The 14,956-nt window shown below is 54.7% G+C and carries 11 protein-coding genes; all 11 read left to right on the forward strand.

Annotated elements, in window-relative coordinates; all coding sequences use genetic code 11:
• Positions 1 to 420 precede the first annotated feature (420 nt).
• The 11 genes from B1748_RS21660 to B1748_RS21710 all read left to right on the forward strand — a co-directional run bounded on the left by B1748_RS21660 (position 421) and on the right by B1748_RS21710 (position 14,806).
• Positions 421 to 2,088 carry a type 2 periplasmic-binding domain-containing protein gene (locus B1748_RS21660; protein ID WP_256975848.1) on the forward strand — a complete coding sequence of 556 codons (1,668 nt, stop codon included), beginning with the start codon at positions 421 to 423 and terminating at the stop codon, positions 2,086 to 2,088.
• 105 nt (positions 2,089 to 2,193) lie between these two features.
• A complete protein-coding gene (locus tag B1748_RS21665) occupies positions 2,194 to 3,147 on the forward strand; it encodes an ABC transporter permease (protein WP_087570037.1) in 954 nt (317 codons plus the stop codon).
• A 12-nt stretch (positions 3,148 to 3,159) separates the two neighbouring features.
• The gene (locus B1748_RS21670; protein WP_087570038.1) at positions 3,160 to 4,035 is read left to right on the forward strand and encodes a carbohydrate ABC transporter permease; all 876 of its coding nucleotides are present in this window, start codon (positions 3,160 to 3,162) and stop codon (positions 4,033 to 4,035) included.
• 23 nt (positions 4,036 to 4,058) lie between these two features.
• The gene (locus tag B1748_RS21675; RefSeq protein WP_087570039.1) at positions 4,059 to 5,189 is read left to right on the forward strand and encodes a glycoside hydrolase family 88 protein; all 1,131 of its coding nucleotides are present in this window, start codon (positions 4,059 to 4,061) and stop codon (positions 5,187 to 5,189) included.
• Positions 5,190 to 5,837: 648 nt separating this feature from the next.
• Positions 5,838 to 8,132 carry a chondroitinase-B domain-containing protein gene (locus B1748_RS21680; RefSeq protein ID WP_087570040.1) on the forward strand — a complete coding sequence of 765 codons (2,295 nt, stop codon included), beginning with the start codon at positions 5,838 to 5,840 and terminating at the stop codon, positions 8,130 to 8,132.
• Between the two features lie 202 nt (positions 8,133 to 8,334).
• Positions 8,335 to 9,351 carry a glycoside hydrolase family protein gene (locus B1748_RS21685; RefSeq protein ID WP_256975850.1) on the forward strand — a complete coding sequence of 339 codons (1,017 nt, stop codon included), beginning with the start codon at positions 8,335 to 8,337 and terminating at the stop codon, positions 9,349 to 9,351.
• 23 nt (positions 9,352 to 9,374) lie between these two features.
• On the forward strand, positions 9,375 to 10,379 hold the full coding sequence (locus B1748_RS21690) for an aldo/keto reductase (RefSeq protein ID WP_087570041.1): 1,005 nt from the start codon (positions 9,375 to 9,377) through the stop codon (positions 10,377 to 10,379).
• A 36-nt stretch (positions 10,380 to 10,415) separates the two neighbouring features.
• Entirely contained in the window at positions 10,416 to 10,796 is a 381-nt protein-coding gene (locus B1748_RS21695) for a cupin domain-containing protein (protein WP_087570042.1), read from the forward strand.
• The gene (locus B1748_RS21700; RefSeq protein ID WP_087570043.1) at positions 10,793 to 11,773 is read left to right on the forward strand and encodes a Gfo/Idh/MocA family protein; all 981 of its coding nucleotides are present in this window, start codon (positions 10,793 to 10,795) and stop codon (positions 11,771 to 11,773) included. The genes B1748_RS21695 and B1748_RS21700 overlap by 4 nt, the downstream gene beginning before the upstream one ends.
• Entirely contained in the window at positions 11,766 to 13,919 is a 2,154-nt protein-coding gene (locus B1748_RS21705; protein ID WP_087570044.1) for a TIM-barrel domain-containing protein, read from the forward strand. The genes B1748_RS21700 and B1748_RS21705 overlap by 8 nt, the downstream gene beginning before the upstream one ends.
• 92 nt (positions 13,920 to 14,011) lie before the next feature.
• A complete protein-coding gene (locus tag B1748_RS21710; RefSeq protein ID WP_087570045.1) occupies positions 14,012 to 14,806 on the forward strand; it encodes a helix-turn-helix domain-containing protein in 795 nt (264 codons plus the stop codon).
• Positions 14,807 to 14,956 lie beyond the last annotated feature (150 nt).

The raw sequence follows: 14,956 nt of genomic DNA on the forward strand, positions 1-14,956 counted from the left end.
GTTTCTACCTTCATCCAATCTTCTCGGTGCTGAAAAGCGAACTTTTTGAACTTTCATTTTAACAGGTAGTTCAAAAAGTCCGCTTTCCATCACGAAGCAGGCCAAGAAGCGTACTCGACATCGAATATGGAACGCAAGCGAAACTTCCGGTGCTCACGTAGCGCTGCTACGCTCCGCTCCTCAGTTTCTACTTGCATTCCATCTTCTCGGTGCTGAAAACCGAACTTTTTGAACTTTCATTTTATGAGGTTGAACCCGCACTTCAAGAAAAAGCGGTAAACTTGCGGTTTTGCTACTCTCATTTTTGAGGAATTGCCGTATATTTTAGGTTTTGACAATGGCTTGCGACACTGAATTGGCGTTACGATGATAGCGGATTCACACCAACAAATTCGAGGGCGAATAGAACGGAGGGGCACAATGGCAAATCATCGAAACAGCAAGAAGCGCAAGTGGCAGCTCATACTGGGGATCACAATGGTACTTTCATTGTTGTTAACCGCATGCTCTGGTAACGGGGGGAGCGGCAACAAGGACAAAGCGGAGCCGACCCAAAGCGCCGTCAGCAATACGGACGGCAATGGCGAAAGCAAGGGCAACGAGGGAGAGGATAAGCCGGTTTATCCGATGGATACCAAAGATACTTTCTCGTACTGGGCTCCAATTAACGGCAACCTGATTACATTTGCAACGAATCTTGCGGAAGCGCCAATCGGAAAGGAAATCGCGAAAGCAACCGGCGTGAAAGTAACCTACATCCACCCGACCGACGGGCAAGCGGAAGAGCAGTTTAATTTGTTGCTGGCTTCCACCAAGCTGCCGGATGTGCTGGAGTACGACTGGAGCATCTATCCGGGCGGACCGGAGAAGGCGATAGCAGACGGGGTTATCGTACCGCTTAACGATTTGATCGACCAATATGCGCCTAACCTGAAGAAGATGCTGGAAGCCGATCCGGAGCTGGATAAGATGGTGAAAACCGACAGCGGCCAATATTATGCCTTCCCGATGGTGCGCAACTCGGAAGGCGTAGTCTTCCGCGGACCCATGCTGCGCAAAGACTGGCTGGATGAGCTGGGGCTGCAATTGCCAGTAACGGTAGACGATTGGCATACGGTATTGACGGCGTTCAAAGAGAAAAAAGGCGCCGTAGCGCCGCTGACAGCGCAATATGCGGGCAAAATGAACTTGCAGGACGCGTTTTTTGGCGCATACAAAACGTCGCACGGCTTCTACATCGACGACGAGGGCAAAGTGAAATACGGCCCGCTTGATCCGCAATACAAGGATGTTATCACGTTGTTCCGCAAGTGGTATTCCGAAGGCCTGATCGACAAAGACTTCCCGATCATCGAACGCAACACGCTGGATAAGCGGCTTCTTAACGGCGAGTCCGGCGCGACTGTCTACCTGCTGGGCGGCGGCATGGGCAAATGGCTGGAGTCCGGCAAAGCCCAAAATCCGACATTTGATCTGGTAGCGGCTCCTTATCCGGTATTAAACGCAGGCGAAAAACCGTTTACCGGACAACGCGATTTCAAATATAACCCGAAAGCAAGCGCGGCAGTGACGACATCGGCGAAAAACCTGGAAACGATCGTAAAATGGCTGGATTACGCATTTAGCGAGCAAGGAACCTTGACTTACAACTTCGGCGTCGAAGGCGAAAGCTACACGATGGATAACGGCGTTCCGAAATTTACCGATATGATCGTGAAAAACGACAAGTACACGTCGCAGCAGATGCTGGCGCAATATACGATTCCGAACGGTCCGTTCCCGATGCATGAGCAAAAATCGACCAACACGTTCCCGCAACAGGATGAGGCGGTCAAAATTTGGTCGGAGACCGATGCGGCGAAACATATTTTGCCGGCGTTCATAACGCCTACCGTAGATGAGAGCAAAAAGGTAGCGCAGTCGATGACGGCCATCAACACCTATCTGGAAGAAATGTTCATCAAATTTATTATGGGCAACGAGCCGATCGACAAGTTCGACGGCTTCGTGAAGCAGCTTGAGGATATGGGTATTCGCGATGTAATCGACATCTATCAAGGTGCCTTGGATCGCTACAACAACAGATAACTCCATGCATCGTCTCGCGGCAGGCTCCAGGCCGTCGCGGGGGCAGGGGAATGGTGCAGCCCATCCCCTGCCGATGATGCTGCATGTAGACAGGAGGAGTAGGAGATGGCTCAGTTGAAGCTGGGACGGGGCAAAGTCGCGCATGCCGGGAGTCTGCCGCTTAATATCGCGAAAGACATCGTCAAAAACAAATATTTATACATTATGCTTTCTCCTGTTTTGGCTTATTTCATTATTTTTCAATATTTTCCGATGTACGGAGCGATTATCGCGTTCAAGGATTTTAATCCCCGGCTTGGAATTGGGGGCAGCGCGTGGGCAGGACTGGAGCATTTCAAAGACTTTTTTGGCGGAATGTATTTTTGGCGGGTGTTTAAAAACACTCTGATGATTAGCTTTTATGATCTCGTTTTCGGTTTTCCCGCACCGCTTATTCTTGCCTTGTTGCTTAATGAGGTCAAAAATGCGCTGTTCAAACGTTCGGTCCAGACGATCACTTATTTGCCGCATTTTATTTCGCTTGTCATTATTGCCGGCATGATCAAGGATTTCACGAGCAGTGACGGCGTCATCAACGATATTATCGCATTTTTCGGCGGCGAGCGGGTTACGATGTTGCTGGAGCCGTCCTATTTCCGGACGATCTTCGTTTCGTCGAATATATGGCAGCATGTAGGCTGGGGGACCATTATTTATTTGGCCGCGCTGTCTGCGATCGATCAAGAGCAATATGAAGCTTGCAAGATCGACGGGGGTGGACGCTGGAAGCAGATGCTTCATGTTACTCTGCCTGGGCTGCTGCCCGTCTTCGTTATATTGCTCATCCTGGACATTGGCCGGATTATGAGCGTTGGCTTCGAGAAAGTTATTCTGCTGTACAACCCGACCACTTATGTGACAGCGGATGTCATTTCCTCCTATGTGTACCGGATCGGGCTTCAAGATTTTCAATTCAGTTTCAGCTCCGCTGTCGGATTGTTCAACTCCGTGATTAACTTCGCGCTTGTTATCGGCTCCAACTGGATAAGCCGGAAGTTGAACAATACGGGCCTGTGGTAGAGGAGGGTTCGCATGCGAGTAAGCTTGGGTGAACATATATTCCGGGTTTGCAATACGCTGTTTTTGTCCACGCTCATGATTGCAACAATGTACCCGATTCTTTACGTGGCATTTGCATCATTTAGCGAACCGGCGCTGATGATGGCGCATAAAGGCATTTTATGGAAGCCGTTGGGCTTTTCGTTTGAGACATACGCGGCGGTATTCAGCAATCCGATGATCCTGCTTGGCTACCGCAACACGTTATTTATTGTCATTATAGGCGTGGCTCTCAATTTGCTGCTCACATCCTTTGCAGCGTACGCCTTGTCCAGAAAAACGTTGCAATATCGCAAACCGCTTACATTGTTTATCGTGTTCACCATGTTTTTCAGCGGCGGCTTGATTCCGTTCTACTTGCTTGTCAGAGGACTGGGCATTACGGACACGTTATGGGCGCTGATCCTGCCTACCGCAATAAGCGCGTTTAACCTCATTATTATGCGGACATCGTTCGAGGCGGTGCCGGATGCGCTGGAGGAATCGGCCAAGATCGACGGCGCCAATGACTTCGGCATTCTGTTCCGCATCTTCCTGCCGCTTTGCAAGCCGGTGCTTGCCGTGGTAGGCCTGTATTACGGGGTAAGCCACTGGAACTCCTGGTTTAACGCCATGATCTTCCTTCAGGATCGGTCGCTGTATCCGTTGCAGTTGATCCTGCGTGAAATTTTAATTATCGGCGAAGCGAACTCGATGGCGGAGGGAGCGTCCCAGGACGAGATCATCATATTGGGCGAGACGTTGAAATACGCCACGATTATGGTAGCGACGCTTCCGGTTTTTCTGGTATATCCGTTCTTGCAAAAGTATTTCGTAAAAGGCGCCTTGATCGGTGCCATTAAAGGTTAGCAGAGAAGGAGTGGACTTCGGGGATGAGCAATGAAAAAGTGAAGCTGCAACAGTCCGAGCTGTCGGCATGGTGGGAAAAAGCGAGGATAAAAGTCGATCATATGATCGAAGCGGGCTGGACGGAGGCGCCGCATGTTTCGGCAGCGGGCAAATATGACCAGATCAAAGTGGATCAATGGATTTCGGGCTTTTGGCCGGGCATGCTTTGGATTCTGTATGATATGACCGGCGAGACCCGTTATCGGGAGGCGGCGGAGCCTTGGGACGAACGCATGGAGCAATGTTACTTGCGCGACAACCATTTTCACCACGATGTCGGCTTTCAGTTCCTGCCGACTTCGGTTATCCGCTACAAGCTGACCGGCGACCCGGACGCGCGGCGGCGCGGACTGTTCGCCGCCAACTATCTGGCGGGTCGGTACAACCCGGCCGGACAGTTCATTCGAGCTTGGCCTCGCAACCAGACAGGCTGGTCGATCATCGATTCGATGATGAATCTGCCGCTGCTGTTCTGGGCGAGCGAAGAAAGCGGCGATCCGCGTTTCAAGCATATTGCGATCGCCCATGCGGATATGGTGCTGCGCACGTTTATCCGCGACGACAGCTCGGTTCATCATATCGTTATCTTTGATCCGGAGACGGGCGAAGTGGAGCGTTATGACGGCGGACAGGGTTTCGCGCCGCAGTCGTCCTGGTCGCGAGGCCAAGCTTGGGCGCTCTATGGGATGAGCTGCGCTTATCGTTATACGGGCGAAGTACGTTACTTAAACGCGGCGAAGCGGGTGGCTCATTACTTTATCAGCGCGCTGGCGGAAGACGATGTGCCGCATTGGGATTTCCGCGCGGCGACCGACCTGACGGACGAGCCGCGCGATACCTCGGCGGCGAGCTGCGCCGCATCCGGCCTGATCGACATCGCGTCGCAGGTTACGCCCGAGGAAGCCGCTTTATACCAGCGTGCGGCCACGCGCATTCTGCGTTCGCTGTCGAACAACTACAGTACGCTCGACCAGCCGGAGTATGAAGGCATCCTGCTCGGAGCAACCGGACATAAGCCGGTTAACAGCAACATCAACGTATCGCTGATTTACGGCGATTACTACTATATTGAAGCGTTGGCTAAGGGCAAAGGCTGGAGTCGGCACATTTTTTAAAATATAGGAAAGTATATGATTTCACTATGCCTTCTTTATATTTCTCGAAATGAAGCGCGCCACGACGCCGAAGGACGGCGATAGGTGTTAAGGAAAAAGCGCGATTGCTCCTCTTCGAGAGATTTCGATCGAGGTGTCTTCACCGTAGCAGCAAGTGCGTGAAGTGGGGAGAGGCCAATCGTATACCCCATCGGAGAATATATACCGTATAGGAGAATAGAGGGAAAAGCTCCCTATAATCTGGATGAAACGGGTTATCTGCCCGATTTAGAGGGAAAAACGCCCTTTCTTCGAGGTGATTCTACCCGAATCCAGCATTTCGAACTGGATTAGTGGGAGGATTTCCCTCTATAGCGCAAGGAAGGGACGAAGAAGTGGGCATTAGAGGGCGTTTTTCCTCTTAATCGAGAGAAGGATCGAACAGACATGAGCGACTTTTGGCTCACACTTTCTATCCAGTACGTTTAGCCGAAACGATGGCATCTAGAGTGGACGGCGTCAGTCGTTTCACCATGACAGGGAGTTATTACGAAGCCGGGAGGGCAGGCAGATCCTCCCGGCTTCCATACTCTTGAGAGGAGGTGCTGACGGAACGAAGGCAATGATTCAATAACCATCAATTCACTATGAAAGGATGAAAAATGAATCATGAGAACCAAAAGTATGACGTGCATGATTTTGTTCTGTATGCTGTTTGCGTTAATGCCGGGAGCTGCAGGGGCGGCCGATGCGAAATTCGCAATTGGCAGCTCCAGCGTGACGGCGAGCGGGCATGACGGCAACGTTCCGTCCAACACGGTGGACGGCGATTTCGGCACACGTTGGTCGAGTCAAGGCGTCGGGGAATGGATTCAGTACGATTTGGGCGTAAACAGTAAACTGTCTTACATCAAAATTGCTTTTCTGAATGGATCAAGCCGCACCTCTACTTTTGATATTTTGACGTCTACGGACGGTTCCGCCTTCACGACCGTCAGCAGCGGAGTTGTGAGCAGCCTTGTGGATGGCCTGCAAACATTCGACTTTCCGGATGTCGATCCTGTTCGTTATGTGCGGATTGTCGGATACGGCAACTCCTCCAACTTGTGGAACAGCTATACCGAAGTTGAACTGTACGGCACCGCAAGCGGCCCTCCTCCCGGCGCAAGCAAGCTGACGGTTACCGTGCCGCAGCTTATGGCCAGCGGAGATGACGGCAATATCGTCGCGCATACAATCGACGGCGATCTTGGCACGCGATGGTCGGCGAGCGGCGACGAGGAGTGGGTCCAATACGGCTTGGGATCAAGCAAGCGAGTGGAATACGTAAAGATCGCCTTTTTTAACGGAGCATCGCGAACTTTCACCTTTGATATCCAAACGTCTTATGACGGCTACAACTTCAGCACGGCGCTTTCGGGAGCGGTCAGCAGTTTGAGCAACAGCTTGCAGACATTTGATTTTGCCGATGTTGCCCCCGTCCGTTATGTTCGGATTGTTGGGCACGGCAACTCGGTAAACGCCTGGAATAGCATAACCGAGGTCGAAATTTATGGCAGCGCTTCAAGTGGCAGCGGCAGCGAAGGAACGGTAGTCGAAGTAAGCAACTCCACGCAGTTGGCTGCCGAGCTTGCAACTGCTTCGGCGGGCAAAACGATCGTGCTGGCAAACGGTACGTACTCGCGTACTAGCCCTTTTACTGTTCTGAATAAAAACGGCACCGCAAATGCGCCAATCGTCATTAAAGCAAAAAACCGCGGCCAAGCCATCATCTCGGGAGCGTCGGGCTTCCGCGTAGAGAACTCCTCGCATGTGGTGCTGGACGGATTAAGGTTTACGAACACAACCAATGGCGCAGTCGTGTTGGAAGGTTCGAACCATGTGCGGTTGACCCGCAATGCGTTTGCGCTCCCAAGCTCGGGTGGAGACCTGATGTGGCTGCAAGTGCGGGGCGCAAACAGCCATCATAACCGCATCGACCGCAACGACTTCGGGCCCAAGAGCGACACCAACCCTCTGATCGCTTATGAGGGGCAAAGCGGATCGGGTCAAATTTCGCAATACGATATAATCGAATACAACTATTTCCACGATGTCGGCCCATGGGTAACCAATGGCAAAGAGACGATCCGGCTCGGCTTGTCCGGCCTAACACTGTCCCACGGCTATAACACGATTCAATACAATGTATTTGAAAATTGCGATGGCGAGCCGGAAATCGTTTCAGTCAAGAGCAGCAGCAATACGATTCGCTTTAATACGTTCCGCACGTCCAAGGGCAGCCTGACGCTGCGGCATGGTCATAACAACAGCGTATACGGCAACTTCTTTCTCGGGGACGGCGTTGAGTCGGATCAGGAAGGTATCCGGTTGTTCGGCAATGACCACAAAATTTATAACAACTACTTTGAAAATTTGACAGGCGAAGCGATCTACTTGCCGAATGGCGACTTCGACGGCGGTACTGGAGGCTCCCCTCCAAGTCCGACGGTGGAAGAATTGCGCAAGCAATGGAAGGTGTACCGGGCGCTTATCGTCAACAATACGATTGTCAACAGCACTACTGGTATCGTGGTCGGCTCGGGCAAAGCGTATGCGCCGCAAGATTCCGTCGTTGCGAACAATATCGTGCGCAACAGCACCGGCACGCTTTATTACGAGGCGGCGATAACGAATACGCTGTTTCAGGGCAACATCGGGTATGGCAGCACCATTAGCAACGTATCGCGCAGCTCGGGGCAGATCCGTAATATCAATCCGCTGCTGACCACGGTGAGCGGCATCCAGAAGCTGTCCGCGAGCAGCCCGGCAATTGACGCCGCTGTGGGAACATACGCGTTCGTGCTGCAGGATATGGATGGTCAAGCGCGTGCGACAGCGGATGTGGGGGCGGACGAATATTCCGGAGCGCCTCTGCTAAATCGGCCGCTGGCAGTCGGCGATGTAGGACTGAATACGCCTTAGCGGCGATAGATGCGCAAGCAATACCATAAGTTGGGAGTCGTTGTGGATGGGTTCAGTTATTGATGCAGCAGGAGGGGAAAATCATTGATTCTCGGCAATAGCGATTATACATGGGCAAAACAAGGCGGGAAAATTGGATTTCAGGCAGCGGTGCGCGGCAGGCGGTCGTCGCGGCGTGATTTCGGTTATGGAGGAACGTTCCATGCATACTAGCGCAATGCTGCCGGCTCCGCGTGACGGCGGCTTCCGGATGGAAGGTTATTGGGTATGGTGCGGTTCCGTCGTGAAGGGCGAGGACGGCAAGTTTCATATGTTCGCCTCGCGCTGGCCGAAGACGCTGCCGATGCATCCCGGCTGGATGACGGCTTCGGAGATTGTCAGAGCGGATTCGGATACGCCCGAGGGACCTTATCGATTCCGCGAGGTGGTGCTTCCGGCGAGGGGGGCGGAATATTGGGACGGGCGCTGCACGCACAACCCCCATATCGTCAAGCACAACAACAAATATTTGCTTTATTATACGGGCTCGACCCACCCGCTTGGCGATCCGGATCCGCCGGGGAATTTTGGCTTAACCGATCCGCAATGTATCGTGGCGCGGGCGAACAAACGGGTAGGGCTGGCTATCTCGGACAGCGTATTGGGCCCGTGGCGCAGAGCGGACGAACCGATATTGCCGACACGTCCCGGTCGATTCGACAGCTTTTTGACTTCCAATCCGGCTCCGTGCGTTCGGGAGGACGGTTCCGTGCTGCTGATCTACAAGGCTCGCCGCTACGAAGGCAATCTGCATGGCGGCATGACGATTGGCGTCGCGCATGCGGATCATTACGAGGGGCCGTACCGGGTGCTGAGCGACGAGCCGGTGTTTCCGCCGGAGTCATTCCATATCGAGGACCCGTTCATCTGGCAAACAGCCGAAGGATACAGCTTGATCGCGAAAGATATGGAAGGTCATCTATGCGGAGAAACATACGGCGGCATCTACGCCGGGTCGCCTGACGGGCTGCAATGGAACTTGCATGAGCAGCCGCAAAGCTATTCCCGCACGGTGCGCTTCGATGACGGCACGGTGCGGACGCTGGGCAATCTGGAGCGGCCGTTCCTGCTGTTCCAGAACGGCAAGCCGACTCATTTGTTCGCTGCCGTCTCGAACGGCAGCGACGGTTTTATGGACGCTTCCGACACATGGAACATGGTTATACCTTTAAAGCAGTGATACGCGGAAGGGGGAAGTTTGAGATGAACAACTACGCAGCGTCAAGCGAGCGTTACGAGACGATGAAGTATAACCGATGCGGCAGAAGCGGGCTGAAGCTGCCGGCGATAACGCTTGGGCTGTGGCATAATTTCGGCGGCGCGGATGCGGTGGAGAATGGCAGAATCATGCTGCGCCGCGCCTTCGACCTCGGCATTACGCACTTTGACCTGGCGAACAATTACGGGCCGCCGCCGGGATCAGCCGAGGAGACGTTCGGGCAATTGTGGCGTCAGGATTTTGCCGCTTATCGGGACGAGATGATCGTGGCTACCAAAGCCGGCTATCGGATGTGGCCGGGGCCTTACGGCGAGCGAGGGTCGCGCAAGAGCATGCTGGCTAGCCTCGACCAGAGTCTGAAGCGGCTTCATATGGATTATGTCGATATTTTTTATTCGCATAGATACGACTCGGAGACGCCGCTTGAGGAAACGATGCTGGCGCTGGACCAGGCAGTACGCCAGGGCAAAGCGCTGTATGTCGGCATCTCCAACTATGGACCCGTGCAAGCGCGGGAAGCCATCGCTATTTTGCGCGAGCTGGGGACGCCTTGCCTGATCCATCAATGCCACTATTCCATGTACGAGCGGACGCTGGAGGAGGGCTTGCAGGATGTGCTGGAGGAGGCCGGCGTTGGCACGATCGCTTACAGTCCCCTGGCTCGCGGGCTGCTGACGGATCGTTACCTGGACGGCATTCCGGCGGACTCGCGGGCGGCGGGCGCCAGCGTGTTCCTGGGCCGCGAGGATATTACCGAAGCGAAGCTCGCGAAGTCGCGCAAGCTGCAAGAGCTTGCCCATCAGCGACAACAAAGTCTGGCGCAGATGGCGGTGGCCTGGGTGTTGCGGCGGGGACGCGTCTCCTCCGCGCTGATCGGCGCGAGCAAAGCGGAGCAGATTGACGATATTGCGAGGTTTCTGAGCCAGGCCTCGTTTACGGACGAGGAGCTCGGGGCAATCGATCATATTTTGGGCGGCGGCACAGGATAGAGGCGGCAAGCCGGCAATGAAAGGAGAAGGCGGCGAATGATCAGACTTTCGTTGAATGATTTGCGGACAGAGGAAACCGGACATTTTCTTAATGGCTTGCTGCCCGGGCGTTATCTTTATTCGGGAGGGCTTGCGTTCGCCGCTCCAGGGGAACGGAGTCATACGAGCGACGGTCCAGGCGGAAAAGATTTCCATGTCCATGCCGACAGAGAGGCGTTTGTCATTTTGCAGGGGCGCGGCGTGATGGAAGTCGATGGGGAGCAACATGAGGTCCGGACGGGAGATATCGTTATTATTGAGCCAGGCGAAGATCACCACCTCTGCTCGAGCGAGACGGAGCCTATTGTGACGTTGTGGTGCCATGCCGGTTCCGAACGCCACCCAAGCCAGCACGCGACGGAGGATGGACAAATATGAAGGCTATTTTGGCAGGGCTAGGGGAAGCGGGATTGGGCTGGTATAAGCGATTGCGCGGCAGGGGACTTCTGCTGGCCGTCGTCGAAAAGGACCCTGCGCGACAGGCGAAGCTTGGAGACGATCCCGTCCCTTTTTATACGTCGCTGGAGGAGGCGCTTAAGAGCGAACGGCCGGATTTTGTTGTTAATGTTACTCCGCCCTCCGCGCATGCGGCGGTCAACAACGCGGCTTTCGACCAAGGGCTGCCGGTCCTTTGCGAGAAGCCGATTTCGTTCGATTATGCGGAATCGATGGAAATTGTGGCAAGGGCGGAACGCGAGAGGATTCCTTTTATGATTGCGGAGAATTATCGGCATTTCCCCTACATCCGCAAGCTGAAGGCGTTGCTGGAAGAAGGCGCGATCGGGGAAATTTCGACGGTCGATATTGCATTTCGGCGATATCACCGGGTTAAGCGCGATTACGCGGTATCGGTGCTTGACGATATTGGCGTCCACCATCTGGATCTGCTGCGATATTTGACGGGACGCGAAGGCATCGCTGTTCAGGCTGGCATGTTCAATCCATCCGGCGGATGGCAAGAGGAAGGCGCCGTGCTACAGACGATGGCGATTATTGAGCTGGAGGGGGGCATACCGGTCCATTATTCCGCGACAATCGCGTCCCGAGGGCCGATGACCCCGTGGTGCGGAGTTTGGCGTATAGAAGGAACGAAGGGAGCGTTATTGCTCGACAATGGCATCATTTACGTATATTCGGACGATGAGGTCAGGATGATCACGGATTTTGACGATATGCCGCAGAGCGACGCCTTGGGCGAATTTCTTGCCTCTCTGGCAGAAGGCAGAGAAGCGGAGACAAACGCCGGCGACTACTTGCGGACGCAGGCGCTTGTCTATTTTACGAATATGGCTGCCAAAAGCGGAACGAGGACGGCAATAGAGCTTCCGGCAAAGGAGGGGTTGCGCCATGTCTAACGAGAATGACGCGTACGAATACCAAACCTCTGACGCCGCGACGAGTTGGAAGGAGGTCGCGCCCGGCGTATGGCGGCTCCGCATCGGCAGCCCGGAGGGGCTTTCGCCGCTGGCGTTAATTGGAGCCGAGCCGGATATAGCGGCGCTCGGCCTTATGGAGGCGGCCCCGCCGCCGTTTCGGTGGAGCGATATTACAGTGGAGGAATGCGGCAATAACGCCAAGCTGCTGGTTCTGCCGCTCGATGGGCAAGAGCGGTTGTATGGCACGGGCTTGCAGTTTATGCGTTCCAATCAACGGGGCAGGACTCGCTATCTGCGCGTTAACAGCGACCCCAAACAAGATACGGGCGAAACGCATGCTCCCGTCCCTTTTTATGTTAGCGATAAGGGGTACGGCGTGCTGGTGGATACGTCCCGTATTGTGACGATGCATCTCGGTTCGACGCTGCTGACATCGGATACGGATACGGAGTGGATACGGGATCGCAATCTTGACCCGGAATGGAGGGCGACGATGCCGTCTCCGCGCGTGGAAATCAAGCTGCCGTCTGATGGCGCATTCCTCTATGTATTCGGCGGGCCGAAATTGCGTGACGCAGTGGCCCGCTACAATTTGTATTGCGGCGGTGGAGCGCTGCCGCCCAAGTGGGGGCTCGGCTTCTGGCATCGCCTGCCGACGCTCCATACCGACGAGGAGGCGCTGCGGGAGGCGCTGGAATACCGGGAGCGGGATGTTCCTTGCGATGTGATCGGGCTGGAGCCGGGCTGGCATAGCCGCAGTTATCCCGTTACGGGCGAATGGGACGGCGGGCGTTTTCCCGATCCGCCATCATTCGTGCGGCGGATGGGAGAGGCTGGCTTCCGCATCAATCTGTGGGAGCATCCCTACTTGTCGCCGGACAGCGGCATGTACTCGAAGCTTCGTCCAATGTCCGGCTCTCATACGGTATGGGGCGGCATTGCTCCCGACTATGCGCTGACCGAAGCAAGGGCGGCGTATAAGGAACATCATCTGCGGGAACATGTCTCGCTTGGCGTAGCCGGCTACAAGCTGGACGAGTGCGACGGCAGCGAGCTTACGAACAATGCCTGGATGTTCCCGGACCACGCGCGCTTCCCGTCGGGGCTTGACGGCGAGAGCATGCGCCAGCTCTACGGCCTGATGTTCCAGAAAATGACCTATGACCTTTACCGCGCCGAGAATCGAAGGACTTACGGGCTTGTCCGGGCGTCCGGCGCAGGCGCTTCATCGCTGCCTTATGCGCTTTATTCCGACCTGTATGATCACAAGCAGTTCATCAGGGCGCTCTGCAACGCCTCTTATTGCGGGCTGCTCTGGACGCCGGAAGTGCGGAAGGCGCGCAATGCCGAGGATTGGGCGAGGCGAATGCAGACCGTATGTTTCTCGCCGCTTGCGATGCTTAACGCATGGGGAGATGGCACGAAGCCGTGGAGCTTCCCCGAAGTTGAAGGCGTCGTGCGCCATTATATCCGGCTCCGGATGCGGTTGCTTCCCTATCTTTACACCGCATTCGCGGAATATCGGGAAAAGGGAATTCCGCCCATCCGCGCGATGAGTTTCGAAATACCTCCCGAGCAACTCGCCGCCGCGAGCGGAGAAGGTGCCGGAGCACTGGACACGACTGCAGGAGCGTATGGCAAACGCAAGGCGAAGGAATGGGACGATCAATATATGTATGGCAACGATATGGTTGTTGCTCCGCTTGTCGAGGGAGAGTCGGAGCGGGAAGTGCTGCTGCCGGAGGGCGTATGGTACGGATTGGAATCCGGCATACGTTATATCGGCGGAGGAACTATTCGCGTCGCGTCCGGTGTGGAGCATATTCCGGTGTTTGTCAGGGAAGGTGCGATCATTCCGATGATGCCGCCGTTGTCGCATGTGCCGGCGAACGGCGCGAAGACGGAGCTGCATTTGGTCCATTTTGGCGATGCGCCGGGAATGTGCATGCTCTACGATGACGATGGAGAAACATATGATTATGAGAGAGGCGGCGGAAGCTGGCATCGCGTCTCTGTTGTTCCCGACGGAACCGGGGTACTGTGCGGCCGGCTGGAAGGCGAAGGGGAGCTTCCTCCCTCTTATAGCCGCATAATCTGGCATCTGCGCCAAACCTCGCTTGTCTGATTAGAAAAGCATTTACCGCTTGACCGCAAAATCGGGGCGTCATAACATGTATATAGTTGTGGAGATCCGAATTAGCGGCAGGAGGGTAAGCGATGAAGGAGAAAGATATGCAGGTCCGCAGCTTTATCGGTAATGCGGATCGAAGTTGGGCGGATGAAGGCTTTCACGTTCATCCTTCTCTGGAGATCACTATCCTGTTGGAAGGTAGCGGAGCGGTGGAATGGCTGCAGGGCAGAAGCGATCTGGAGACTGGCCATATCATCATCGTGCCGCCCGATCTCCCGCATCGCTTCGAAGGAATGGGCCGCAATCGCTTTGGCCTTATCCAGCTGGAGCATTGCCCGCCTGCGGTCGTCGAGCTGTTAAATCGATTTCGCATCAACGGAGAGCCGCGAATCTTCCGGTTGTCCCGTCTGGACAAAGAGCGCTTTGAGGCGCTGTTCCGCGAATGGCTGCGCTTGTTCTCCACACCGCTCAAGGAGACGGCCTGCGCTTATCGTGCCTGGATCGAAGTGCTGCTCTTGTTTCTGCTTGAGCATTCGCAAACCGGGCAACAGCCGATCTCGATTGCCAAAGCCGCCGACTTTATCCGTGAGAATTTGGACAAGGGACTGCAGATTTCGGATCTGGCGCAGCTGGCGGGAATGGCCGAGAGCGGATTCCGGCGTTTGTTCGAGCAGGTCTACCATATGAGCCCGAAGCGTTATCAGCAGCAATGCCGTATGGCCGAAGCCAAATGGCTGCTAAATTCCTCGGACAAGGAGCTTAATGAGATCGCCCGTCAGATCGGCTTCGAGCGGCTGCATTCTTTTTCGCAATGGTTTCGTAAGCTTGAGGGCATGTCCCCGTCTCAATGGCGCAAAACCCAGCAGATCAATTTCGGTTGAAATCCCTTCAAAGCAGGCATCCTTCCCTAATTTCGGGAGGGGATGCCTGTTTTTTTGTGTAAATAATTGAGCGTTTTCGATAACTACAGCCTGATTCATATATTCTATGCTGATCCATAGAGACGGTTAGCAGTTGCCCGTCGAAGGATG

The organism is Paenibacillus sp. MY03, from assembly GCF_002165585.1.
GTDB classification, from domain to species: Bacteria; Bacillota; Bacilli; order Paenibacillales; family Paenibacillaceae; genus Pristimantibacillus; species Pristimantibacillus agaridevorans.